This window comes from Uliginosibacterium sp. H1, from assembly GCF_036017065.1.
Taxonomy (GTDB): Bacteria; Pseudomonadota; Gammaproteobacteria; order Burkholderiales; family Rhodocyclaceae; genus Uliginosibacterium.
The window spans coordinates 512,379-536,138 of record NZ_JAYXHR010000003.1; the positions used below are offsets into that span (position 1 = coordinate 512,379).

Genomic DNA, 23,760 nt, shown 5'->3' on the forward strand with positions numbered 1-23,760 from the left:
GAGGAATGATTGCAAGCAGAAGGCGACGCGCGGGGCCCGGAGCAGGGGTGGTTCCGGGCGGCGCGCAGCCCGGCACATTACAGGATTCGTGTCCATGGCGGGGTTGTCGCCCGGATCAGACACCTTTCGTCTTGTCATTCCGGTCAGGTTTTGCATCGACACGCATTTTCAACACGCATACTGGCTATGATGGATGCAAGCAGAGCCATAAGCCGGGGCGTGTCATGTGGGGTGTGACCGCCACCGTTCTTGCGTCAAACGTCGTTTGCGTCAAAGGCCGTATTTCCACTTGGGAGAGTGCTATGCAGTTCGTGTTCCGATGCGTGTTGCGCTGGCTGGTCACGGCCGGGCTTGCGGGGGTGTCGCTGGCTGCGCAGGCCGCGCTCTTCAAGGGGGAGGCGCTGGACAAGGTGGCGGACATCATGGCCATCGTCGTGCTGCTGATCGTGCCGCCAATCGTGATCGCCATCTTCTGGCTGGTGCATGTGCTGCCCGAGAAGATCGCGCACAAGAAGCACCACCCGCAAACCGACGCCATCACCACCTTGTGCCTGCTGTCCCTGTTCTTTGGCGGCCTGCTGTGGCCGCTCGCCTGGCTGTGGGCCTATTCCAAACCCGTGTTGTACAAGGCCGCCTACGGTACCGACAAGAGCGACGAGTTCCATGAAAAGGAGCGTCTGGCTGCGGCGGAAAAGGGTTTGCAGCGCATCGAAGCGGCCGAGAAAGCCGACATTAATCTGCTCCTGCAACGTATCGCGGCGCTCGAAGCGCGGCTGGACCAAAAGCAAGGCGGAGTGAACTGAGATGGACATCATCCTGCTGGGTATTTATTCGGCCATCGTCTGGTTCGTCTTCATCAAGAAAAAGTGGCTGCCCTGGAACCTGACGTCCCAGGTCATCGTGGTGACCATCCCGATCATCGCGCTGACGGTGATGATCCTGACCCTGAACGTGGTGGCGCCGTCCTCCGCGGATGTCCGTGTCTTCAAATACACCGTGCCCATCGTGCCGCAGGTGCGTGGCCGGGTCATCGAAGTGGCGGTGGAGGAAGGCAACCGCCCGGTCAAGAAAGGCGATGTGCTGTTCCGCATCGACCCCACGCCGTATCAGCAGACCGTGCGTGGCCTGGAAGCCCAGCTTTCCAATGCACAGGCAGGGCAGCGTGAGCTGTTCGAGCAGTTGAAGGCCGCAAAGGGCAAGGTGACTGAGAGCCAGGGCGGTATCCAGGCTGCCAGCTCCCGCGTGCGGGAAGTGCAGGCCAAGCTTGAGCTGGCCCGCAAGCGGGTCGAGCAGAACAAAGAGCTGGTGAGCACCGGCGCCGGCAACCGCTTCGACCTGGAGAAGGCGGAGACGGACCTCAAGGAGGCCGAAGCCAACCTGGATGCGGCGCGCAGCGCCGAGGCGCAGAGCCGCAGCGCCGAAGTGCAGTCCCTGGCCAGCGAGCAGCAGATCCAGCAGCGCCTGTCGGCCAAGGTGGGCCCGGATTACGCCCAGGTCGTGCAGATCCAGGCACAACTGGACAACGCGCGCTGGGAACTGGACCAGACAACCGTGCGTGCGCCGGTCGATGGCCATGTCATCAACCTGGCATTGCGCCCCGGGGCGTTCGTGGCGAGTCTGCCGGTGACGCCGGCCTTGAGCCTCGTCGAGTACACCGGGCAAGTCATTGCCTTGTTCCGGCAGAACGAGCTGCACCAGATCAAGTCGGGGAATGAGGCGGAGTTCATCCTGTCGACCAATCCCGGCCATGTCATCAAGGCCAAGGTCGATTCAGTCATCTGGGCGCAGGGCCAAGGCCAGATGCAAATCAGCGGGACGGTCCCGATGACCAGTGTGCTGACCATGCCGCCCAGTGGCTTCGCGGTGAAATTCGATGTGGCGGAGAAGGACAGGGACCTGTTCCTGGCCGCTGGTGCAGCGGGGCAGGCGGCGATCTACACCGACTCGGTCACCTTCCTGCACATCCTGCGGAAGATCTTCATTCGCGTGAGCGCCTACACGAGCTACCTCGTGCTGAAGCTGCACTGAGCGGGAGAACGCCATGCGTAACCCAAACTTCCTGCCCCGCGCGCCGCTGGCCGCGAGCATGGCGGCGCTCGTGCTGTCGGCGTGTGCGCTGACCAAGCCTCCCGAGACGGCGGAGCTGTACCGGCAGGCGCTGCCCGCAGCCCCTTTGCCTGAGCGCTGGCAAAGCGCGCCGAACACGACTGGCGCGACGAGCACGGCACCTGTTCCGCCGGGTTGGCCCGCCACCTTCAAGGATCCCGCGCTGGATGCGCTGATTGCGGAGGCGCTCGCCAACAACCCGGACCTCAAGGTGGTGGCCAGCCGCGTCGAGCAGGCGGCGGCCTACGCCAAGGTGGCCGGCGCGGCCCTGGCGCCGCAGGTCAACCTGATTGCCAAGGGCGGCCTCGGCCAGTCCGGCGGCGACGGTGGCGGGGTCAATATTTTCGGCCTGTTCGTGAGCTGGGAGCTGGACCTGTGGGGACGCGTGCGCGGCGGGCGGGAGTTTGCCGTGCAGCAGTTTGCGTCCGCCCAGGCGGATGCCGAGTTTGCCCGCCAGTCCTTGATGGCAGCCGTGACCAAGAACTACCTGCTGGCGATCGAAGCCAGCCAGCAGCGGGCCCTGGCCGAGCGCATGCAGACTGCCGCCGAGCAGTTGACGGCGCTGGCGCGTGACCGGGAGCGCGTCGGACGTGGCGACGGTTTCGACGTGGCCCAGGCCGACGCGAGCCTGCAGACCTACCTGGACGTGGTGCAGCAGCTTGCGCAGGTGGAATCGCAGGCGATCCGCGCGCTGGAACTCGTGCTCGGTCGCTATCCCGGCCAGGCCATGACCGTGCCGACCAGGCTGCCTGATGTGCAGGGTGACATTCCGGCCGGCCTGCCGTCCGCCTTGCTCGAGCGCCGTCCGGACGTGATTGCCGCACAGCGTCGCGTGGCGGCGGCGTTCGCCCGCGTGGACGAGGCCAAGGCCGCGCGTCTGCCGCGGTTGTCGCTGACGGCCAACCTCAATGCCATCTCCAGCGACATCTTCGTGCTGAAGGATCGCGACAACCCCGTGTGGGGCCTGGGCGCCAACCTGCTTGCACCCATCTTCACCGGCGGCGCCTTGCAGGCCCAGGTGGAGGTGCGCACCGCCGAGCAGAAACAGGCCATCGCCGAATACGCGCGGGTGGGTTCGCGTGCCTTTGGCGAAGTCGAGAATGCCCTGTCGGCGGAGATCTTTGCGCGCAAGCGCAGCACCATCCTGTCGCGCAGCGTCAGCGAGAACGAGCGCGCACTGGAGCTGGCGAAAGTCCGCTACCGCGTCGGCAGCGCCGACTTGCGGGCCCTGCAGCAGCAACAGCTGGCCAGTTTCTCGGCGCAGTCCGCGCAGTTGCGCATGCAGAGCGAGGCGCTGGTGCAGCGGGCCAATCTCTATCTCGCGCTGGGCGGTGGTTTCGACGCGGCATCCGCGCCGGCCGCAACCGGCCAGCCGGTCGCCAGCCGCTGAGGCGTCACGCCCGCGCGGCGAAGTCGCTCTTGCAGCGGCTCAGTGCCTGGACGGCCACCGCCCCGAGCAGGGCCGTCAGCAGGATGCCGGTAAAGCCGAGGCTCACGGCCAGTAGCTTGGTCGCCGGCTGGGTCGGCGACAGGTCGCCGTAGCCGATGGTCAATCCCGATACATAGGCGAAATACAGCGAATCGCCCAGGCTCCAGTTCTCCAGCCAGCCGACCAGGCCGCCGATGATCGCCATGATGGCGAGCAGGCCCCACAGAATGGGCCACACGATGTGCAGGCTCGCCCACAGCTCACGTAGGAAGGCACGCCGCAGCGTACGCGCCGGGCTGGGTTCGGTATGCATGGTCTTCCTCCCGTTCTAGGGCTGCCGGCTCAGCAGCATGGCGTCGCCATAACTGAAGAAACGATAGCGCTGTTCCACCGCGTGGGCGTAAGCGGTGCGGATGCGCTCCACGCCGGCCAGTGCGCTCACGAGCATCAGCAGCGTGCTCTTCGGCAGGTGGAAGTTGGTGATCAGCGCATCGGCCACGTGGAAGCGGTAGCCGGGGCGGATGAAGATGTCGGTCTCGGCGCTGCCGGCGACGGGGGCGCTGCCTTGTGACGCCGCCTCCAGCGCGCGCAGGCTGGTGGTGCCCACGCAGATGACGCGTCCGCCGCGCGCGCGCGCGTCCGCGATGGCGGCGACGGTTTCCTCCGGCATCACGTAGCGCTCCCGGTGCATGCGGTGCTCGTCCAGGTTGTGCACCCGCACCGGCTGGAAGGTGCCGGCGCCCACGTGCAGCGTGACGTAGGCGAGGCGTGCGCCGCGTGCGCGCACCTGTGCCAGGATGTCTTCGTCGAAATGCAGGCCGGCGGTGGGCGCCGCCACCGAACCAAGATGGCGGGCATAGACCGTCTGGTAGCGGGCTTCGTCTGCTTCCGCGGCCGCGCGGTCGATGTAGGGAGGCAGCGGCAGCTTGCCGTGGCGCTCGATCCACTCCACCACCGTCGCCCCCGGCGGAAAGCGCAGGTGGAAGAACTCGCCGGCACGGCCCAGCACCTCGACCTCGAAAGCGTCGGCCAGCCGCATCCGCGTCCCGGGCTTGGGCGACTTGCTCGCGCGGACCATCGCCAGCGCTTCATGATCGCCGATCGGGCGCTCGACCATCACTTCCACCTGGCCGCCGCTGTCCTTCACGCCATGCAGGCGGGCGTGCAGCACGCGGCTGTCGTTGAATACCAGCAGGTCGCCTTCGCGCAGCAGCGCCGGCAGGTCGCGGAACCGCAGGTCTTCCAGTGCCGTGTCACCCACGTGCAGCAGGCGGCTGTCGCTGCGGGAGGCAAGTGGTGCCTGCGCAATCAGTTCCGGGGGCAGGGAATAGTCGAAATCGTCGAGGGTCAGCATGGGAGCGATCTGGCGCCCCGGCCGCACAAACAGGCAGGATCAGATTGCCGGGGGGCGTAGCTTAAGGGATAATCGCCGGCTTTCCGCGCCGGGATGGCGGAATCGGTAGACGCAGCGGATTCAAAATCCGCCGCCGCAAGGTGTAAGGGTTCGAGTCCCTTTCCCGGCACCAGTTACGCGGAATTGCCCTGACCCGAGGTGGTCGGGCGGCTGTGCCTTCGGCCAGCCAGTTTCTTCTCTTGTTCCATTGTTGTTTCGCCGTCCGCGGCGGACCCCGCTGGCCAAACTGGCCATCCCTCAGGGGCCTTCGATGCCGCTCGATCCTCGCGCCCGCAGCCTGCTTGAGATGCTCAACCGCATCGACGCCCCTCGCCTGCAGGAGTCGCCGCTGGATGCGGCGCGTCGCAACTTCCACAAGCTGCTGTTCGCCTACCGGGAGGAGCCGCAGGCGGTGGAGTCGGTGCAGGATCTGGCCATGCCGCGTCGCTCCCACGAGGGTGGCCCCCTGCTTGGCCGCTTGTACAGGCCGGCAAGCCATGGCGACACGCCTTTGCCGGCGCTGTTGTGGATGCACGGTGGCGGCTGGACGCTCGGCGACGTGGCCGGCTACGACAGCCTGTGCCGTCGTATCGCCAACGATGCGGGCTGCATCGTACTGTCGCTGGATTACCGGCTGGCGCCGGAAAATGCGTTTCCGGCCGCGCTGGACGATGCCTTGTTTGCCTGGCGCTGGCTGCAGAAACAGGCTGGTGAACTGGGGGTGGACGCGCTTCGTGTCGCAGTCGGCGGCGATTCGGCAGGGGGAAATCTCGCCGCGGTGCTGTGCCACCTGCTGCGCGATGCCGGTGGGCAGCAGCCCTGCCTGCAATGGCTGGTGTATCCCGCCACCGACATGCTGAGCGAGCGGACCAGCCATGCGCTGTACGGCGAGGGACATTTCCTGGATCGGGCTTCGATTGCCTGGTTCCAGCACAACTATCTGCCGTCCGAGTCGGACTGGCGCGACTGGCGGGCCTCGCCGATCTACGCGCCGCGCTTCGACGGCCTGCCACCGGCGCTGCTGATGACGGCGGAATGCGATCCACTGACCGATGACGGGGTGGCCTACCTCGAAAAGCTGACGGAAGCCGGGGTGGCGACGACTCACCTGGGCTACGCCGGCATGATTCACGGCTTCCTGACCATGGGCCGCATCCTGCCCGCGGCGGGCGAGGCCCTGGATGCCGCGGCAGCGGCCCTGCGCGCTGTCTTCCGCATGGAGACAAGGCAATGAGTACTGACAACATGTCGAAGGACATCGACGACGCTGGCGGCGTGGCCGCTTCCCCGCTGGGACGCGCTGTCAGCTATCGGGACCAGTACGCGCCGGAGCTGCTGTTCCCGATTGCCCGGATCGGCAAGCGCGAGGAGATCGGCGTGGGCGGTGGCAGCTTGCCCTTCGTGGGCGAGGACATATGGAACGCCTACGAGCTGTCCTGGCTGAACGCGCGCGGCAAGCCGGTCGTGGCGATCGGCGAATTCCGCGTGCCGGCGGCCTCACCGAGGCTGGTCGAATCCAAGTCGCTGAAGCTCTACCTCAATTCCTTCAACCAGGAACGCTTCGGCAGCCGCGAAGCGGTGGAGCAGACCATCGCGCGGGATCTGTCGGCGGCAGCCGGCGCGGAAGTTGGCGTACGCATCGCCACACTGGACACCCGCCCGGAGCGGGTCATCGCCTATCCCGAAGGTGAGCTGCTCGACACGCTGGACATCGACATCGACACCTACTCGCCCGTGGCAGGACTGCTGTCCGCCGAGGAAAACGGGGAGGAGGCCAGCGAGGTGCTGTTCTCGCACCTGCTCAAGTCGAACTGCCTGGTGACCGGGCAGCCCGACTGGGGCACGGTGATCGTCGCCTACTGCGGGCCGAGGATCGACCGCGAAGGCCTGCTGCGCTACATCGTGTCGTTCCGCCAGCACAACGAATTCCACGAGCAGTGCGTGGAGCGCATCTTCATGGACATCACCCGCCAATGCGCCCCGAAACGGCTGGCCGTGTGGGCACGCTACACGCGTCGCGGCGGACTGGACATCAACCCCTTCCGCGCTTCGCACGAAGGCTGGTTGCTGGAGAACGTTGCCGAGGTGCGCCAGTAGGCAGCCCGACGGCAGGGCGGCTCAGTCGCGGCTGGGGTTGAACCAGTTGAGGCGCTGGCGCAGGCTCACCACGCCGCCGATGATGAGCAGGGCCGGTGGCTTGATGGCCTCCGCTTCCAGTCGCGCGGGCAGGGCGGCGATGCTGTCGACGATCACCTGCTGGTCGGGCAGGGTGGCATGTCGCACGCAGGCGGCCGGCGTCGTGGCAGGCATGCCGTGGGCGATGAGCTGGCGGCTGATCTCCGGCAGAGATGAAATACCCATGTACACGACGAGGGTCCGGCCGGGACGTACGAGCTCGGGCCAATCCAGATCGTAGCTGTCGCCCTTCAGGTGACCGGTGACGAACAGGCAGCTTTGCGCATGGTCACGGTGCGTCAGGGGAATGCCGGCATAGGCGGCAGCGCCGCTGGCCGAAGTGATACCGGGCACCACCTCGAAGGGCACGCCGGCGTCCACCAGCTCTTCCACTTCCTCGCCGCCCCGTCCGAAGATGAACGGGTCTCCCCCCTTGAGCCGTACGACCAGCTTGCCGTCCCGGGCCAGGCGGACCAGCAGCTTGTTGATGTCCTCCTGCGGCACGGCGTGGTTGCCCGCCTTCTTGCCGACGTAGATGCGTTGGGCGTCGGCGCGGGTCAGGGCCATGACAGCGGGGCTGACGAGATTGTCGTACACCACGCAGTCGGCCTGGCCGATGAGCCGGGCAGCCCTGACCGTCAGCAGGTCCGGATCGCCCGGGCCGCCGCCGACCAGGCACACCTTGCCACTCACAAGACTTGATGCAGCAGTCACTTCCGGCTTTTCCGTTTCTCAGCAGGCGCGCAGTCTAGCGCAGCCTCGCCTTCGGCGGGCTCAAGGCTATAATTCAATTGCTGCGAAGCACAATATTTGTGAAAACATATGCACGGAAGATTCATGACAAAGTGCTGAGCAGGCTGTCAGGAGGGCCTCGCCGGAAGTAAAGCGCCGGCGGTGCGTCCGGGTTCAAGGTGTCAGATGGTCTTTATGGCGGCGGCGCCCCGCCAACCCTCTGGATCCAATGAAATCCGTTTCAAACGGTTTCGCGCACAAGGACGCGCTTTGACAGATTCATGCCCATGCGGGCAGGAGTGCCCGGTCGGACACCGTGCTTTGCAGTGAGCGTGAAGGCCTTCACGGCATCATCCGCACCCGATCCGATAAGGTTCGCAGCGGTAAATGCGCTGCACAAAACAGCGAAACGGCGGGAGTCATAAGCCGTTCATGGTCGACAGATAAATTCTCGGGAACCCCCGAGCGAGTACCCCAGCGCACTCCCCCACGGTGCGATGACTCGGAGAATCAGAATGCTCAGGCTGTTCAATCATTACTTCCCGTCGAGTGCCGTCTTCCAGGTTCTGGTAGACGCCATTCTCCTTTTCGTCGCCACGCTGGTCGCCGGTGCCTGGCTCAGCGGTGCCGCCGCCAACTGGGCCGTCGTGGCGCCCGCAGCCCTGCTGTTCGCGGTCGTCATGGTGGTGCTGGGCAGCGCGTTCGGTCTCTACCGTTCGCAGCGCGACCGGCTGCTGCGCGACATGGTGGCGCGTGTCGTGCTGGCCGTGTTGTTCAGCGTGCCCGTTGCTTACGTCATCTTCCATGAGTTGCCCTGGGCCCGTCTGCAGCCCGAGCAGATCGACGGCATCGTCGTCGGCCTGCTGGGTTTCGTTCTGCTGATGCGTGGCGTTTCGCGCCGCCGTGCCACTGCCACTTTCCTCACCCGCCGCGTCCTTGTCATCGGTACGGGGCGGGAAGCTGCTTCCGTCGAACATACCCTGACCCACCACGGGCATCCGGGCATCAGCATCGCCGGTTTCTACCCGGCGCCCGGTGTCGAGGACACGCTGGTGAACCACGCCCGGGTACTGAGCTCGTCCCGCTCGCTGATCGACACCGTGCGTGAGTTGGGCATCGACGAGATCATCGTGGCTGTACGTGAGCGCCGTGGTGGCACGCTGCCGCTGGCCGAACTGCTGGATTGCAAGCTGGCTGGCGTGAAGGTGCTGGACCTGTCCTGCTTCTTCGAGCGCGTACGTGGTCAGGTACGTGTCGATTCGCTGCGCGCCAGCTGGCTGATCTACGGCGAGGGCTTCCGCCAGGGGCTGATGCGCAGTTTCGTGAAGCGCACTTTCGATATCGTGGCCGCCAGCATCCTGTTGATCCTGGCTGCGCCGGTCATGCTCTTCACGCTGATCGCCATCGCCATCGAAGACGGCTTCCCCGTGCTGTACCGCCAGGAGCGCGTGGGGCAGGGCGGTCGTACCTTCAAGGTCATCAAGTTCCGCAGCATGCGCCGTGACGCCGAGAAGGATGGCAAGCCGCGCTGGGCCAGCTCCAACGACAACCGTGTGACGCGTATCGGCAAGCTGATCCGCAAGGCCCGCATCGATGAACTGCCCCAGCTGTTCAACGTGCTGATCGGTGACATGAGCCTGGTCGGGCCGCGTCCGGAGCGTCCTTACTTCGTCGAGCAACTTGCCGCGGAAATTCCCTTCTACGCCGTCCGCCACAGCCTCAAGCCGGGGGTGACCGGCTGGGCCCAGGTGCGCTACGCCTATGGCGCATCGGTGGACGACGCCGTGCAGAAACTGCAGTACGACCTGTACTACGTGAAGAACCACACCTTGTTCCTCGACATGCTGGTGCTGGCCGAGACGGTGCGCGTGGTGATGACCGGCGAAGGCGCCCACTGAGCGGCCTCGTCGTTTCCGCGTTGCCCTGCGCCTGAACCGCGGCGCAGACTTCGTTTCCAATGGAAACCGACTCCCTTCAGATAGCGCGCTGGGCCTACGGCTTCGCGGCTATCGTCTTCACCGCTTTCGCGGCGTATCTCTGGCAAGGCTGGCGCGGTGGTCGCCTCGGCGGGCGCGTGCTGCTCGCGGTCGCGCTGTCGGCCGCCTGGGCCGTCGCCGAGTTTTCCGGGCTGCTCTGGTGGTCCGGTCGCTACAGCCACTTCCTTGCCAGCGCCCTTGATTTCGCCCGCCTCGCGGCCTGGGCCTACTTCCTTGCTGGCTTGCTCGCCGTAACCGAGGTCGAGCAGCACGTCAGCGCCCGGCTGCGTGGATTCCTGCCCGCTGGCGCCGTGTTGTTCGCGCTGGCATGCCTGGGCGGTCTGATCGAACCCTCGTCTGGCGCACAGCTTCGCTGGCAGCCGCTGGGCCATCTGCTGCTGGCGATATGGTTCCTCGCGCTGCTCGAGCAGATCTACCGCAACTTTCCGGCGGGCTCCCGCTGGGGTATCAAGCCGGTGATCATCGGCCTGGCCAGTTCGCTGTGCTTCGACATCTACCTGTATGCCGACGCCGTCATGCTCGGGCGCCTGGACGACGAGGTGATGGCGATCCGCGGCGCGGTGCATGCCATTGCGATGCCGCTGGTGGCGATGTCGGCAGTGCGTAGCCGGGACTGGACCTTCCGCATCACCCTGTCGCGCGAACTGGTGTTCCACACCGCGACGCTGGCCGCGTCCGGCGCGTATCTGCTGCTGATTGCCGCGGCGGGCTACTACGTGCGCTGGTTCGGCGGCAACTGGGGACGCGCCCTGCAGGCAGGCCTGTTCTTCTGCGGGCTGGTCCTGCTGGTGTTTCTTGTGTTCTCCGGCTCGGCTCGGGCCAAGCTGCGGGTGCTGATCAACAAGCACCTGTTTGCCTATCGCTACGACTACCGCAATGCCTGGCTGCGTTTCACCCAAGCGCTGACCGACGTCTCTGCCGAGCGCTCGCTGGGGCAGCGCGTCATCAGTGCACTGGGTGATTTCGTCGAGAGTCCTGGTGGCGTGTTGTGGTTGCGCAGCGAGGACGGCCTCATGCGCCCACAGGCCCAGCTGAACCTGCGTGCAGAGAACTGGGAAGAGCCTTCGGACAGTGCGATGTGCCAGCTGATGGCAGAGCGGGGCTGGATCCTCAACCTCGAGGAGTGGCGCAGCCGTCCCGATCTGTATGGCGAGGCGAGGATGCCCGACTGGCTGCGCGAACTTCCCGAGGCCTGGTTGCTGGTACCGCTTGGGGCGAGCCAGAAGCTGGGAGGCTTCGTGCTGCTGGCCAACGCTCGGGTGCCGGTCGAGGTCAACTGGGAGGTGCTGGATCTGCTGAAGACCGCGGGCGCCCAGGCGGCCAGCTACCTGACGCTGGCACATACCACCGAGGCATTGCTCGAAGCGCGCAAGTTCGATTCCTTCAACCGAATGTCCGCTTTCGTCGTCCACGATCTCAAGAATCTCGTCGCCCAGCTTTCGCTGATGCTGAAGAACGCGGATCGCCACAAGGCCAATCCCGAGTTCCAGGACGACATGCTGATGACGGTGGCCAACGTGGCGGAGAGGATGCGCGGGCTGATGCAGCAGCTGCAGAACAAGACACCGATCGAAGCGCGCCGCAGCCTGGATCTCGCGGTGTTGTGCCGCACCGCGCAACGCCTCGCGCGCAATGGCGCCGCCGAACTGGACTTCGATCTCGCGGAAGGCCTGTGGGTCAATGCCCATGCAGATCGTCTCGAACGTATCATCGGGCATGTCGTGCAGAATGCACTGGAGGCGACACCCTCGCATGGTAAGGTTGAAGTCCGCACCTTCGAGGGCGCCGGCGCAGCACTCCTGTCCGTCAGTGACAACGGCTGCGGGATGAGTCCGGAGTTTGTCCGCGAGCGCCTCTTCCGACCTTTCCAGACGACCAAGAACACCGGGATGGGAATCGGCACCTACGAGGTGCAGCAGTACGTGGTCGAACTGGGCGGGCGCGTCAGCGTAGACAGCGAACCGGGTCGCGGAACCACCTTCACAATCCAATTGCCGCTCGCCTCGCGTGCCGAGTCTGCGGCGGCCTGAAGCCATGTCGGATAACGCGCAGGAAAAACGGGTATTGCTCATCGTCGAAGACGACCCCGCGCTGCAGAAGCAGATGAAGTGGGCCTTCGATGCGTTCGAGGTCGTGACGGCCTCGGACCGGGATTCGGCGCTCGCCGCCATCCGCCGTCACGAGCCGGCGGTCGTCACCATGGACCTGGGCTTGCCGCCTGCGCCGGATGGCGTGACCGAAGGCTTCCGCCTGCTGGGCGAAATGCTCTCGCTGGCGCCGGACACCAAGGTCATCGTGCTGACCGGCCAGCATGACCGCGAGAATGCGGTGCGTGCCGTCGGTGCAGGGGCCTACGACTTCTTTGGCAAGCCTTTCGAACCGGAGTTGCTGGCGCTGACCATCGAGCGTGCCTTCCGTCTGCATGACCTGCAGGCCGAGAATCGTCGCCTGCAGGTGCAGCAGGGTGGTGGCGTATTGGCCGGGTTGCTGACCCGGGACCCCGGCATGCAGAAGATCTGCCGCACCATCGAGAAGGTCGCGCCAACCAATGCAACCGTCATGTTGCTGGGCGAGAGCGGTACCGGCAAGGAGCTGCTGGCCCGAGGCCTTCATGAGCGCTCTTCCCGCAAGAACGAGCGCTTCGTCGCAATCAACTGCGCGGCGATTCCCGAGAACCTCCTTGAGAGTGAGCTGTTCGGCTACGAGCGCGGCGCGTTTACCGGCGCGGTAAAGCAGACGCCCGGCAAGTTCGAACTGGCGCACAAGGGCACCCTGTTCCTGGACGAGATCGGCGACCTGCCGCACGCGCTGCAGGCCAAGCTGTTGCGCTTCCTGCAGCAACGTACCGTGGAACGTATCGGTGGTCGCGAAGAAATCCCGGTTGACGTGCGGGTGGTGTGTGCGACCCACCAGGATTTGATGGCGCGTAGCCGTGAAGGCCTGTTCCGCGAAGACCTCTATTACCGCCTCGCCGAGATCGTGGTGAACATTCCCGCACTGCGCGAACGCGAGGGCGATGCCAGCCTGCTGGCGCACGCCTTCGTGCAGCGGTTTGCACAAGAACAGAAGCGCGGCAGCATGAGCCTGACCGATGATGCCGTGGCGGCGGTGTCGATCCACCGCTGGCCGGGCAATGTCCGCGAACTGGAAAACTGCATCAAGCGTGCGGTCATCATGGCTGACGCCAACCGCATCACCGCAGAAGACGTCGGTCTGGCCGTGGCCAGCGAAGACGAAACGGATGCCGCGCTCAACCTGCGCCAGGTGCGCGAGGATGCGGAGCGTCGCGCCGTGCTGCGGGTGCTCGCCCGCGTCAATGGCAACATTGCGCGCGCCTCCGAGGTGCTCGGCGTCAGTCGGCCCACGCTGTATGACCTGATGAACCGTTTCGGCATCCAGAAGAACCCGGCCCAAGGCTGAGTCTCTGCACGCCGGACGCTTCGGACCGAACCAGATTTACAAAGATCCAGGAGAGACTCGATGAACCCGCGACCCAACTCGCTGCGTGCGCTCGCCACGGCATCCCTGCTGTGCCTCGCGCTGTCCGGCTGCCTTGGCGACGACCCTGCCAAGATGCTCGCCGATGCGCAGGCTGCCTTCGACAAGCGGGACTTCAATACCGCGACCATCCAGGTGAAGAATCTCCTGCAGGAGAACGCCGGCAATGCTGAAGCGCGCTTCCTGTTCGGCCGCATCCTGCTGGAGCAAGGCGACTCTGCGGCTGCGGTGGGAGAGCTCCGCAAGGCCTTGGAAGCGGGTTACCGTCGCGAACGGGCCGTACCGTTGCTGATCCGTGCAATGGTGGAAAGCGGCGAGGGCAAGAAAGCGGTGGAGGAGTTTGCTGGTTTCCAGGCCAGCGATCCGACCGAACAGGCGGCCTTCCTCACGGTGCTGGGTCGCGCGCACATGACGCTGGGCGATCGCGCCAAGGCCGGTGAGCGTTTCGAACAGGCCCTCAAGCTCAAGCCGGATCAAGCGGATGCGTTGCTGGGCACAGCAGTATTGCAAGGCATGGATCGCAATGCCGACAGCGCCCTCGCGATCGTCGACAAGGTGCTGGCGGCCGATGCATCGAACAGCGATGCCTTGTTGCTCAAGGGCGATCTACTGAGCTACAAGGCCCAGCGTGATGAGGCCGAGGCGGCATTCCGCGCCGCGGTCAAGGCGCGGCCGGACTCCGTGCGTGCGCATCAGCGGCTGGTCGGCTATCTCATCAGCCTGAACAAGCTGGACGAAGCAGCTGCCGCACTGGCCGAAACCAAGAAGGTGGCCCCGCGTTCCCTGCAGACGATTTATCTCGATGCCTTGCTGGCATTGCAGCGTAAGCAATATCCCCAGGCGCGCGACCTGGCGGCGCAGGTGCTCAAGGTGGCTCCCGATCATGCTCCGTCGATCATTGTTTCAGCCACGGCACAGATCCGTCTTGGACAGCAGTTGCAGGCGCAGACCCAGCTCGAGAAGCTGTTGAGCAGCAACCCGAATTCCAGTGTGGCGCGCAGGCTGCTTGCAGAGTCGCTGCTTGCAGTGCCTGATCCGGCGCGTGCCCTGGACGTGCTCAAGCCCCTGCTGGCGGGTGAGATCAATGACCCCGGCCTGCTCGCGCTTGCCGGGCAGGCCTACCTGCTCACCGGCGACTCGGCCCGCTCGACCGAGTACTTCTCGAAGCTCGCGGCCCAGCGCCCGGACAATGCCGAGGTCCGGACCCGTCTGGCCATGGCCCGCATGGCAGGTGGCGACGACGCCCGTGCGATGCAGGATCTGGAAGCTGCGGTGAAGATGGATGACACCAGGCTCGATGCTGAAATCGCACTGATCTCCGCGCACCTGCGTAAGCAAGACACGCAACAGGCGCTGGCTGTCGTAAGCGAACTCGAAAAAAAGCAGCCGGAGAATGCGCTGGTACAGAACATCAAGGGTTCCGTGATGCTCGCCACGAAGAACATTCCGGCTGGCCGTGCCGCGTTCGAGAAGGCGCTGAGCCTGCAACCCGGGAACATCGGTGCCGCTCGCGAGCTTGCGCGTCTCGATCTGGCTGACGGGAAACCGGAGGTCGCCCGCAAGCGCTTTGAGGACATCCTCGCCAAGGAGCCCAAGAACGTCCGGGCTTACCTGCTGCTTGCCGTGTTGCTGGGGGATACCGGAGGAACGCCGGAGCAGATCAAGGCCACCCTTGAAAAGGCCATCGCGGCTGAGCCGACGCAGATCGAAGCCCGCCTCGTGCTCGTGCAGACGCTGCTTCGCCTGGGCGACAACAAACGGGCGCTGGAAGTGGCGCAGGAGGCGCAGGCCGCTGCCCCGGACAATCCCGAAGTGCAGCGTCTGCTTGCGCGCACCCAGCTGGCTGTCGGCGAGCGCCAGCAGGCGATCTCCAGCTTCAGCAAGCTGGTTGCCGCGCAACCCGGGAATCCGCAGGCACATGTCGATCTCGCCGACGCGCAGCTCGCCAACAAGGAACTCGGCGCCGCCGAGCAGAGCCTGCGCAAGGCGCTCGAACTGAAGCCGGATCTGCGCGATGCGCAGCAGCGCCTGGTCGGGTTGCTGGCGGGCAACCAACGTAGCGAAGAGGCCGTGAAAGTGGCCCAGCAGATGCAGAAGCAGCGCCCGGACGAGCCGCTTGGCTATGCACTGGAGGCCGATATCCATGTGCTGGGCAAGCAGTGGCCCGCGGCCGTGAATGCGCTGCAGCAGGCTTACAAGCGAGCACGCAGTCCGCAGATCGTCATTGCGCTGCATAACGCCCAGTTGCAACTCGGCAAGAAGGCCGAGGCCGAGGCGGTGGTGACCGAGTGGTACAAGAGCGCACCGCGCGATACCACGGTGCGCGCCTCCCTGGCGGAGCGCGCGATGCGCGAAGACCGTTACGCAGATGCTGTTGGGCAATATCGCGAGATGCTCAAGCTGGTGTCAGAGCAACAGCGGCCCTACGTGCTGAACAACCTGGCCTATGCCGCGCAGAAACAGGGTGATGCGAACGCGGTCGAGTATGCCGAGCAGGCCCTCAAGCTTGCGCCCAAGTCGGCGGACATCATGGAAACGCTCGGCACCATCCTCGTCGAGCGTGGACAGACGGCGCGAGGCGTCGAGCTGTTGAAGCAGGCGGCCGGCGCGGCCCCCAAGAAGCCGGAAATCCAGCTGGGCTACGCCAGGGGACTTGCGAAAGCCGGCGACAAATCGGCAGCGAAGAAGGCGGCGACCGAGGCGAGCGAACTGGCGCCCAAGGATTCCGCGCTGAAGCGTGAAATCGATGCTTTCACCCAGACGCTGTGATTGAAAGAATCCGCTGACAAAATTCCCAACCCGTTTTCCGGATCTACCCCAATGACCACCATCGCTGTTATCGGCCTGGGCTATGTCGGCCTGCCGCTTGCCGTGGAGTTCGGCAAGAAATTCAAGACCCTTGGCTTCGATCTGTCCGAAGAGAAGATCGCTGCGTACCGTGACCACGTCGATCCGACCGGCGAGGTCCTGAGTGCCGACCTGAAGGCCGCCACCCAGCTGAGCTTCAGCACGAACCCGGAAATCCTGCGCGAGGCGGACTTCATCGTGGTGGCGGTGCCGACGCCGGTGGACGATGCGCACAAGCCCGATTTCACGCCGCTCGTGAAGAGTTCGGAGAGCGTGGGCCGCTACCTGAAGCGTGGCGCCATCGTGGTGTATGAGTCCACGGTTTACCCGGGTGCGACCGAAGAGGTCTGCATTCCCATCATCGAGAAGTTCTCCGGCCTGAAGTGGAAGCAGGACTTCTTCGTCGGCTACAGCCCCGAGCGCATCAACCCCGGTGACAAGGAACGTACCGTCACGAAGATCACCAAGGTGGTGTCCGGTGATACGCCGGAGACGCTGGCCAAGGTGGCCGAAATCTACGGCGCGGTCATCACCGCCGGCGTCTACCCGGCCAGCAGCATCAAGGTGGCGGAGGCCGCCAAGGTCATCGAGAACACCCAGCGCGACCTCAACATCGCGCTGATGAACGAGCTGGCGGTGATCTTCCACCGTATCGGCATCGATACCGTCGAGGTGCTGAAGGCAGCCGGCACCAAGTGGAACTTCCTGCCGTTCCGGCCCGGCCTGGTCGGTGGCCACTGCATTGGCGTCGATCCCTACTACCTGACCCACAAGGCCGAGATGCTGGGCTACCACCCGCAGGTCATCCTGGCGGGCCGTCGCATCAACGACAGCATGGGCAAGTACATCGCCGAGCAGACCATCAAGCAGATGATCGCCAACGATCTGCCGGTGCGTGGCGCCAACATCATCGTGCTGGGCATGACCTTCAAGGAAAACTGCCCCGACCTGCGCAACAGCAAGGTCATCGACGTGGTGCGCGAACTGCAGAGCTACGGCGCCAACGTGCTGGTGCATGACCCGATCGCCAACAGCGAAGAGTGCCAGCACGAGTACGGTGTGGGCCTGACCGCCTGGGAGTCGCTGCCGCAGGCCGCCGCCGTGGTCGCGGCCGTCGCCCACAAGGAATACGCGGACATGGGGACTGCCCAGGTGACCGGCAAGCTGGTGCCGGGCGGCATCTTCGTAGACGTGAAGAGCTTCCACGACGCTGCGCAGGTCGGTGCGACCGGTGCGACGCTGTGGCGCCTCTGATCAGCCGGATGTCATAGGTGGAGCCATGGCGCGCGGTCGGGTCCTGCTGCTCCTCGCCGCCATGTCTGCATTGCCCGCGGCGCCCGCGCTGGCGCAGCTGAGCGAGGGCGGCCGCCAGGTCCTCGCCCGCAGCCTGCTGGAACAGGCTGTCGCCGCTGAGCATGGCGAAGGCGCGCCGCGCGACCCGGAGCGTGCCGCTGGCCTGTACTGCGAGGCGGCCCGGCTCGGTGACGCCGAGGCGCAGTACAGCCTGGGCTGGATGTATGCCAACGGCCGCGGCGTTGCCCGCAGTGCGACCTATGCGGCATCCCTGTTCGCGACGGCGGCGGCACAGGGCCATGCCGGCGCGCAGAAGGCGCAGGCCATGGTGGGAGCCAGTTCGGGTGAAATGCCCGCCTGCCTCACTGCGACGACGGCCGCTGCTTCGGCGAAGCCCGCGCAGGCGGATGCCGACAGTGCCATCGATCGCGAAGAAATTACGCGCGCGCAAGCCGAGGACCTCAACGCCTATCTCGCCACGCTGGCGCCGGACCGGCGCCGTATCGCCGAGCTGATCTCGCTGCTGGCACCGAACTACGGCATAGAGCCGCGCCTCGCGCTGGCGATCGCAGCGGCGGAGTCCAACTTCAACATCATGGCCCGCTCCCCCAAGGGGGCGCTGGGTGTCATGCAGCTGATCCCGGACACCGCCGCGCGTTTCGGCGTCAAGAAGCCTTTCGACCCGGGCCAGAACATCCGTGGCGGCCTCAGCTACCTGCGCTGGTTGCTCGCGTACTACCAGGGCGATGTGTTGCTGGCCGTCGCGGCCTACAACGCAGGGGAAGGAGCGGTCGACCGCTACCGTGGCATCCCGCCGTACCTGGAGACGGTGTTCTACGTCAAACGCATCTACGGTTTCCATCGCCAGCCGCGTCACGCCTTCGATGCCGCTGTCACCGCACCGTCGCCCATCGTGGGCAAGGCGGCGGTGGCGGGGCGTTGAATCCTGCCCGTGCCGGGCAGGACTGTGTCTGTCCGGCTCGCCAGAGCAATTTCTTCCGCAGGAGTCGTTTCATGAAGTATCTGCGCCTCGTCGTTCTTGGCTGGCTGATCGCGGGTTTCGCTCCACACGCACTCGCGGATCTGCCGGATGCGATTGCCAGGGTGAAACCTGCCCTGGTCGGAATCGGTACCTTCCAGGTTGCCCGCAATCCGCAGTTCCGTTTCCTTGGCACCGGCTTTGCCGTCGGCGATGGCAGCGTCATCGCCACCAACGCGCACGTCGTGCCGGTAGCGCTGGATGCGGCGCGTGACGAGCGGCTCGTGGCCGCCATTCCGCAGGGCGGGCGCGCTGCCCAGATACGTCCGTTGAGCAAACTCGGCGTCGACGACGTGCATGACCTTGCCTTGCTGAAGGTGGAAGGCGCCCCGCTGCAACCGGTGGCGATGGCGCAGCGCGTGCTGCGCGAAGGCGAAGCAGTCGCTTTCTCCGGTTTTCCGGTGGGCGAGGTGCTGGGGCTGTACCCGGTCACGCATCGCGGCATCGTGTCGGCGATCTCGCCCAACGGCATCCCGGTGCCGCGTGCCAACGACCTCACCTCCACCGCCATCCGCCGCATCGGTGGCAGCACGTTCGACATCTACCAGCTCGATGCGACGGCCTATCCCGGTGGTAGTGGCAGCCCTGTCTTCGATCCGGACAGCGGGGAAGTGATCGCCATCATCAACATGGTGTTGGTGCGTGGTGGGCGGGAGAGCGCGCTGTCCTCACCCACCGGCATCACGTACGCGGTGCCGGCACGGCATCTGATGGATCTGCTCGCCCGGCCACGCTGAGCAGGCGGAGAGGCAGGAGCGCAGCTAGACTTCCTCCAGGGCATGACGAAAACATGCGGCCGGCCCGCGCCGCACCCTGTCCATCGAGGAGTCATCCATGTCGGTACAACGTCGCCTGACCATCCACTTCAACGATGGCAACCGGCTGTCCTTCGGCTTCCCCGGCTTGCCGGAGAACGCCAACCTGGCTGCGCAGATCGAAGGTCTGCTGCGTGACCAGTACCTGATGATCGAGGCGGAAGGGCGCCTGCTGATGTTTCCCTTCGCAAGCATCAAGTACATCGAATCCTCGCCGGCGCCCTCGCGCCAGCTGCCCAATGTCCTGCACGGCGCCACCATTCTTGGCTGAACGTTGAATTGTCCTGGCGGGCGCAGTAGCGTAGCGGGAGTTCCATTCACGCCATACGCTGCCCAGGCATGTCCACGCTGCTGTCTTCCACTGCCATCCGGTCCGTCGAGGCCCGCCACAGCGACCTGCATCCGCCCCTGATGGAGCGCGCCGGCCGTGCGGCGGCCGAGGTGGCGCTGCGTATCCTGGGCGAGGCGAGCAGCTGCGTACTGGTGGTGGCCGGGCCGGGCAACAACGGCGGGGACGGTTTCGTCGTCGCGCGTCTGCTCAAGGAAGCCGGTCGCGACGTCGTCGTGGCGTGTGGCAGCGATGCACGGGTGCTCCCCCCGGACGCAGCCATCGCGCGTGAGGCCTGGGATGCCGCGGGCGGCAGGACCGTCGCCGATTTCGTCGGCAGTCAGTGGGGGCTGGTCGTGGACGCCCTGTTCGGCATCGGCCTCAAGCGGCCGGTGGATGGCCGTCATGCCGAATGCATCGCCCGTATCAATGCCATGGGGTGCCCGGTGCTGGCGCTTGACGTTCCGTCCGGGCTGGATGCGGATACCGGGGCAGTGCGGGGCAGCGCGGTGCGCGCCACCCACACCGCCAGTTTCATTGCGCTCAAGCCCGGCCTGCTGACGCTGGACGGCCCCGACCATTGCGGTGAGCTGAGCCTGCACGATCTGGGGCTGGAGGTTCCGGAAGGCGAGGGCGCCTTGCTGGAACGCGCCATGTTCGCCGCCTACCTGCGTGCGCGGCCGCGCAACGCGCACAAGGGCATGTTCGGCGACGCAGGCGTCATCGGTGGTGCTGCCGGCATGACCGGGGCCGCGTTGCTGGCGGCCCGCGCCGGCCTGAAGCTGGGCGCCGGTCGGGTCTTCCTGGGACTGCTCGACGCAGCGGCCCCGGGCTTCGATCCGGCTTGCCCGGAACTCATGCTGCGCCCGCCGGGCGATCTGCACCTGCTGTCGTCGGCGCTGGCGGTGGGGCCCGGTCTGGGCCAGTCCGAGCAGGCCCTGCAGCAATTACGCCGGGCGCTGGGTTTCGCCGGCCCGTTGTTGCTCGACGCCGATGCCTTGAACCTGCTGGCGGCGCATCCGGGCATGCAGCAGGCGCTCGTCCGGCGTGAGGCAGCCACCGTGCTCACCCCGCATCCGGCAGAGGCCGCACGCCTGCTGCAGTGTTCCACCGCCGAGGTGCAGATGGACCGGGTGGCGAGCGCGTGCGAAATGGCGCGACGCTTCCAGGCGGACGTAGTGCTTAAAGGCTGCGGCAGTGTCCTCGCGACGGCAGAAGGACGCTGGTGCATCAATACCAGCGGACATCCCGGCATGGCCAGCGCCGGCATGGGGGATGTGCTGAGCGGTCTTGTCCTTGCCCTGCTGGCACAAGGCTGGCCGGCCACCTCGGCGCTGGCGGCCGGGGTGCATCTGCATGGTCGTGCGGCGGAGCGACTGGCCCATGCGGGTATCGGCCCGGTGGGCCTGAGTGCCAGCGAATTGATCGACGCGGCGCGGGCCGAGTTCAACGACTGGTTGCCCACCCGCTGAGGCTCGGCGCTTTGGCCCGTCTGATACGGCGTTCGTGCACGGCGCTCATGCAAATCCGCGCATGACTTGGCGTCCCATGGCGCTCACGCACAGTCGACATTTTGGGCGCCATATAATGACGCCTGACCCGCCGGAAGCCCGCCTTGTCCTCACCCTCCACCGTCGTACCGCATGCCGCCCACCCCGTGCGCGGCGTGATGTTTTTCAGCATCGCACTGTTCCTGTTCGCCTGCCTCGACACCTCGGTGAAGTACCTGGCGCAACACCATCCGGTGCCCTTGATCGCCTGGGCACGCTACATCGTGCACCTGCTGCTGATGGTCGTCCTGCTCGGGCCGCTGCAGGGGCGCCTGCTGTTGCAGACGCAACGTACCGGCTTGTCCATCCTGCGCGCCTTCTGTCTGGTCGCGATCACGCTGTGCATGATGTTCGCGCTGCGCCGCCTGCCCCTGGCGGAGGCGACATCGCTGACCTTCGTGGCACCCATGCTGGCCGTGCTGCTGGCGCGTCCGCTGTTGGGCGAGCGCATCGGCCGCTTGCGGGCAGTGGCGGTCGTGGTGGGCTTTCTCGGCGTGCTGCTGATCGCACGTCCGGGCGGCAGCGTCGACGTGACGGGGTTCGTGCTGGTGATGGGCGTCGCGCTGGGCAGCGCCGGCTACCAGTTGCTGTCGCGCGTACTGATGCGCACCGAGCGCACCACGACGCTGTTGTTCTACGCAGCGCTTGCCGGTGCTGGCGTGTTCAGCCTGATGCTGCCGTGGTCGCTCGGTGGGCCGACTCCCAGCCTGCTGGAGTGGGGCCTGCTCATCGGCGTCGGCTTGAGCGGTGGCATCGGGCACTACTGCTACACCCGCGCCTATCGCGATGCGACGGTGTCGCTGCTCGCCCCCCTGTCCTACCTGCAACTGGTGTGGGCGGCGCTGCTGGGCTGGCTGGTTTTCGGCCAGTACCCGGATGGCATGAGCCTGGCAGGGATGGGCATCATTGCGGTGTCCGGCATCGTCGTGGCACTCGAGAGCCGGCGCCGGACCGAACCCGCCGACTGAGCTGGCGACCTGGTCAGCGACTGATCCCGGGATAGGGGTAGAGCACGTTGAGCGCTTCCGAGCGGCCGAAGGTCTGCACGATGCGCACATGGTGGCGCTGGAACTCACGGGCGTGATGCAGGCCGCAGGAGTGGGCAATCATGTCGATCTCGTGGTTGATCCCGCTGGCGTAGTTGGCCACCCGTTTCCATTTTTCTTCCACCACGAGGCCACGTTGCAGGCGTGGATCGTGGGTGGTGACGCCGGTGGGGCAGGTGTTGCTGTGGCAGCGCAGTGCCTGGATGCACCCCAGTGCGAACATGAAGCCCCGCGCGGTATTCACGAAATCTGCCCCGCAGGCCAGCGCCCAGGCGGCACGTGCGGAGGTGACGATCTTGCCGGAAGCCACCACCTTGATGCGCTGCTTCAGATTGGCGGCCAGCAGTGCATCGACCGCGCGCGGCAGGGCTTCGTCGATGGACAGGGCAACGTGGTCGGCCAGCGCCTGCGGCGCAGCGCCCGAGCCGCCCTCGCCACCGTCGATGACGACGAAATCCGGCGCGCAGTCCAGGCCGCGCCGCACGATGGCTTCGGCCAGGTCGTTCATGAAGTACCAGCCGCCCAGCGCTGTCTTGATGCCCACCGGCTTGCCGGTGATCTCGCGCACGCGTGACACGAAATCCAGCAGTTCCTCGATGTTGCCGATTTCCGGATGACGGTTGGGACTGATCGAATCCATGCCGGCCGGGATGCCGCGGATATCGGAGATTTCCGGCGTTACCTTGCTGCCGGGCAGCACGCCGCCCTTGCCGGGTTTGGCGCCCTGCGACATCTTGATCTCGAAGGCGCGCACGGTCTCGTGGGCCGCCAGTTCGCGCAACCGCTGCTCGCTCAGGCGGCCGTTTGCGTCGCGCACGCCGTACTTGGCGGTGCCGATCTGCATGATGAGGTCACAGCCACCTTCGAGGTGGTAGGGCGACAGGCCGCCTTCACCGGTATCCATCCAGCATCCTGCGTCGCGGGCCCCGCGCGACAGGGCCTGCACGGCGGGCTTCGATATCGCGCCGAAGCTCATGCCGCTGATGTTGACGATGGAGCAGGCCTGGAAGGGCTTGTCGCAATAGTCCTCGCCGATCAGCAGTGGCGGGGTGGGGGTACGTTCTTCTTCGAGGATGGCGAAAGGCGCATTGACGAAAATGAGCGCGCCCGGCTGGCGGATGTCATAGGTGGAGCCGAAGCCGATGATGCCGCCTTCCTGTTTTGCGAGCCGGTACACCCAGGAACGGGTGGCGCGGTCGAAAGGCATCTCGTCGCGGTCACCGAGAAAGAAGTACTGCCGGAAGTACTCGCCGAGATTTTCGAAGAAGTAGCGGAAGTGCCCGATGATCGGGTAGTTGCGCAGGATCGTGTGCTTCTTCTGGGTGATGTCCTGCACGTACCAGTAGACGAGGAAGCCCGCGATCCCGAGCGCCACGAGGGTGCCGAGACTGACGCTGAGTACGGTTAGCATTCCGTCGGACATGGCTTTCCCCGGCGTGTACAATGGTTCGGCGCTGTGGCGAGCCCCGCCCGGCGCTGCGGACGCAAGCATGCACGAAACAGGGGAAGGTG

The 23,760-nt window shown here is 65.8% G+C and carries 19 protein-coding genes and 1 tRNA gene; 16 read left to right on the plus strand and 4 right to left on the minus strand.

The genetic code is table 11. From position 1 onward, the window contains the following. Positions 1-302 precede the first annotated feature (302 nt). The 3 genes from VVD47_RS18935 to VVD47_RS18945 are packed head-to-tail and all read left to right on the plus strand — an operon-like array spanning position 303 to position 3,496. Complete coding sequence (locus VVD47_RS18935; protein WP_327605078.1) at positions 303-803, plus strand: DUF3302 domain-containing protein; 501 nt, start codon at positions 303-305, stop codon at positions 801-803. 1 nt (position 804) lies between these two features. Continuing rightward, complete coding sequence (locus tag VVD47_RS18940) at positions 805-2,028, plus strand: HlyD family secretion protein (protein WP_327605079.1); 1,224 nt, start codon at positions 805-807, stop codon at positions 2,026-2,028. A gap of 13 nt (positions 2,029-2,041) precedes the next feature. Beyond that, on the plus strand, positions 2,042-3,496 hold the full coding sequence (locus VVD47_RS18945) for a TolC family protein (RefSeq protein WP_327605080.1): 1,455 nt from the start codon (positions 2,042-2,044) through the stop codon (positions 3,494-3,496). 4 nt (positions 3,497-3,500) lie between these two features. Here VVD47_RS18945 and VVD47_RS18950 read toward each other — a convergent pair whose 3' ends face one another. Together VVD47_RS18950 and queA are read right to left on the minus strand one after the other, a co-directional pair. Then, on the minus strand, positions 3,501-3,848 hold the full coding sequence (locus VVD47_RS18950) for a potassium channel family protein (protein WP_327605081.1): 348 nt from the start codon (positions 3,846-3,848) through the stop codon (positions 3,501-3,503). A 15-nt stretch (positions 3,849-3,863) separates the two neighbouring features. After that, entirely contained in the window at positions 3,864-4,889 is a 1,026-nt protein-coding gene (gene queA / locus VVD47_RS18955) for a tRNA preQ1(34) S-adenosylmethionine ribosyltransferase-isomerase QueA (protein WP_327605082.1), read from the minus strand. Between the two features lie 87 nt (positions 4,890-4,976). Between queA and VVD47_RS18960 the strand changes: the two genes are divergently transcribed. The 3 genes from VVD47_RS18960 to queF all read left to right on the plus strand — a co-directional run bounded on the left by VVD47_RS18960 (position 4,977) and on the right by queF (position 7,025). Continuing rightward, positions 4,977-5,061, plus strand: a tRNA-Leu gene (locus tag VVD47_RS18960). Between the two features lie 138 nt (positions 5,062-5,199). Continuing rightward, entirely contained in the window at positions 5,200-6,162 is a 963-nt protein-coding gene (locus VVD47_RS18965; protein ID WP_327605083.1) for an alpha/beta hydrolase, read from the plus strand. 11 nt (positions 6,163-6,173) lie between these two features. Beyond that, entirely contained in the window at positions 6,174-7,025 is an 852-nt protein-coding gene (gene queF, locus VVD47_RS18970) for an NADPH-dependent 7-cyano-7-deazaguanine reductase QueF (protein WP_443081000.1), read from the plus strand. A 21-nt stretch (positions 7,026-7,046) separates the two neighbouring features. Here the strand turns inward: queF and cobA are convergent, their stop codons facing one another. Continuing rightward, the gene (gene cobA / locus VVD47_RS18975) at positions 7,047-7,817 is read right to left on the minus strand and encodes a uroporphyrinogen-III C-methyltransferase (protein WP_327605085.1); all 771 of its coding nucleotides are present in this window, start codon (positions 7,815-7,817) and stop codon (positions 7,047-7,049) included. A 533-nt stretch (positions 7,818-8,350) separates the two neighbouring features. On the opposite strand from cobA, the gene VVD47_RS18980 reads away from it, so the two are divergent. The 10 genes from VVD47_RS18980 to VVD47_RS19025 all read left to right on the plus strand — a co-directional run bounded on the left by VVD47_RS18980 (position 8,351) and on the right by VVD47_RS19025 (position 22,170). After that, positions 8,351-9,733, plus strand: coding sequence for a TIGR03013 family XrtA/PEP-CTERM system glycosyltransferase (locus VVD47_RS18980; protein ID WP_327605086.1), 1,383 nt, complete (start codon positions 8,351-8,353; stop codon positions 9,731-9,733). Between the two features lie 59 nt (positions 9,734-9,792). Further along, complete coding sequence (gene prsK / locus VVD47_RS18985; RefSeq protein WP_327605087.1) at positions 9,793-11,862, plus strand: XrtA/PEP-CTERM system histidine kinase PrsK; 2,070 nt, start codon at positions 9,793-9,795, stop codon at positions 11,860-11,862. Positions 11,863-11,866: 4 nt separating this feature from the next. Beyond that, a complete protein-coding gene (gene prsR, locus VVD47_RS18990) occupies positions 11,867-13,252 on the plus strand; it encodes a PEP-CTERM-box response regulator transcription factor (protein WP_327605088.1) in 1,386 nt (461 codons plus the stop codon). A gap of 60 nt (positions 13,253-13,312) precedes the next feature. After that, positions 13,313-16,099: an XrtA/PEP-CTERM system TPR-repeat protein PrsT gene (gene prsT, locus VVD47_RS18995; RefSeq protein WP_327605089.1), complete on the plus strand. Its 2,787-nt coding sequence runs from the start codon at positions 13,313-13,315 to the stop codon at positions 16,097-16,099. A 51-nt stretch (positions 16,100-16,150) separates the two neighbouring features. Beyond that, the gene (locus tag VVD47_RS19000; protein WP_327605090.1) at positions 16,151-17,431 is read left to right on the plus strand and encodes a nucleotide sugar dehydrogenase; all 1,281 of its coding nucleotides are present in this window, start codon (positions 16,151-16,153) and stop codon (positions 17,429-17,431) included. 25 nt (positions 17,432-17,456) lie between these two features. Continuing rightward, the gene (locus VVD47_RS19005; protein WP_327605091.1) at positions 17,457-18,413 is read left to right on the plus strand and encodes a lytic transglycosylase domain-containing protein; all 957 of its coding nucleotides are present in this window, start codon (positions 17,457-17,459) and stop codon (positions 18,411-18,413) included. Between the two features lie 71 nt (positions 18,414-18,484). Then, a complete protein-coding gene (locus VVD47_RS19010; RefSeq protein ID WP_327605092.1) occupies positions 18,485-19,246 on the plus strand; it encodes a S1 family peptidase in 762 nt (253 codons plus the stop codon). 97 nt (positions 19,247-19,343) lie between these two features. Continuing rightward, positions 19,344-19,595 (plus strand): hypothetical protein, encoded by a 252-nt coding sequence (locus VVD47_RS19015; RefSeq protein ID WP_327605093.1) that lies wholly within the window; start codon positions 19,344-19,346, stop codon positions 19,593-19,595. A 68-nt stretch (positions 19,596-19,663) separates the two neighbouring features. After that, positions 19,664-21,124 (plus strand): NAD(P)H-hydrate dehydratase, encoded by a 1,461-nt coding sequence (locus VVD47_RS19020; RefSeq protein WP_327605094.1) that lies wholly within the window; start codon positions 19,664-19,666, stop codon positions 21,122-21,124. Positions 21,125-21,267: 143 nt separating this feature from the next. Continuing rightward, a complete protein-coding gene (locus VVD47_RS19025) occupies positions 21,268-22,170 on the plus strand; it encodes a DMT family transporter (protein ID WP_327605095.1) in 903 nt (300 codons plus the stop codon). Between the two features lie 13 nt (positions 22,171-22,183). Here VVD47_RS19025 and VVD47_RS19030 read toward each other — a convergent pair whose 3' ends face one another. Then, positions 22,184-23,659: an FMN-binding glutamate synthase family protein gene (locus tag VVD47_RS19030; protein WP_327605096.1), complete on the minus strand. Its 1,476-nt coding sequence runs from the start codon at positions 23,657-23,659 to the stop codon at positions 22,184-22,186. Positions 23,660-23,760: the final 101 nt, after the last annotated feature.

What these genes read in the sequence shown, in the direction of transcription:
- VVD47_RS18935 (WP_327605078.1), top strand. Translation starts at nt 303, where the DNA reads ATGCAGTTCGTGTTCCGATGCGTGTTGCGCTGGCTGGTCACGGCCGGG.
- VVD47_RS18940 (WP_327605079.1), top strand. Translation starts at nt 805, where the DNA reads ATGGACATCATCCTGCTGGGTATTTATTCGGCCATCGTCTGGTTCGTC.
- VVD47_RS18945 (WP_327605080.1), top strand. Translation starts at nt 2,042, where the DNA reads ATGCGTAACCCAAACTTCCTGCCCCGCGCGCCGCTGGCCGCGAGCATG.
- VVD47_RS18950 (WP_327605081.1), bottom strand. Translation starts at nt 3,848, where the DNA reads ATGCATACCGAACCCAGCCCGGCGCGTACGCTGCGGCGTGCCTTCCTA.
- queA (WP_327605082.1), bottom strand. Translation starts at nt 4,889, where the DNA reads ATGCTGACCCTCGACGATTTCGACTATTCCCTGCCCCCGGAACTGATT.
- VVD47_RS18965 (WP_327605083.1), top strand. Translation starts at nt 5,200, where the DNA reads ATGCCGCTCGATCCTCGCGCCCGCAGCCTGCTTGAGATGCTCAACCGC.
- queF (WP_443081000.1), top strand. Translation starts at nt 6,174, where the DNA reads ATGTCGAAGGACATCGACGACGCTGGCGGCGTGGCCGCTTCCCCGCTG.
- VVD47_RS18980 (WP_327605086.1), top strand. Translation starts at nt 8,351, where the DNA reads ATGCTCAGGCTGTTCAATCATTACTTCCCGTCGAGTGCCGTCTTCCAG.
- prsK (WP_327605087.1), top strand. Translation starts at nt 9,793, where the DNA reads ATGGAAACCGACTCCCTTCAGATAGCGCGCTGGGCCTACGGCTTCGCG.
- prsR (WP_327605088.1), top strand. Translation starts at nt 11,867, where the DNA reads ATGTCGGATAACGCGCAGGAAAAACGGGTATTGCTCATCGTCGAAGAC.
- prsT (WP_327605089.1), top strand. Translation starts at nt 13,313, where the DNA reads ATGAACCCGCGACCCAACTCGCTGCGTGCGCTCGCCACGGCATCCCTG.
- VVD47_RS19000 (WP_327605090.1), top strand. Translation starts at nt 16,151, where the DNA reads ATGACCACCATCGCTGTTATCGGCCTGGGCTATGTCGGCCTGCCGCTT.
- VVD47_RS19005 (WP_327605091.1), top strand. Translation starts at nt 17,457, where the DNA reads ATGGCGCGCGGTCGGGTCCTGCTGCTCCTCGCCGCCATGTCTGCATTG.
- VVD47_RS19010 (WP_327605092.1), top strand. Translation starts at nt 18,485, where the DNA reads ATGAAGTATCTGCGCCTCGTCGTTCTTGGCTGGCTGATCGCGGGTTTC.
- VVD47_RS19015 (WP_327605093.1), top strand. Translation starts at nt 19,344, where the DNA reads ATGTCGGTACAACGTCGCCTGACCATCCACTTCAACGATGGCAACCGG.
- VVD47_RS19020 (WP_327605094.1), top strand. Translation starts at nt 19,664, where the DNA reads ATGTCCACGCTGCTGTCTTCCACTGCCATCCGGTCCGTCGAGGCCCGC.
- VVD47_RS19030 (WP_327605096.1), bottom strand. Translation starts at nt 23,659, where the DNA reads ATGCTAACCGTACTCAGCGTCAGTCTCGGCACCCTCGTGGCGCTCGGG.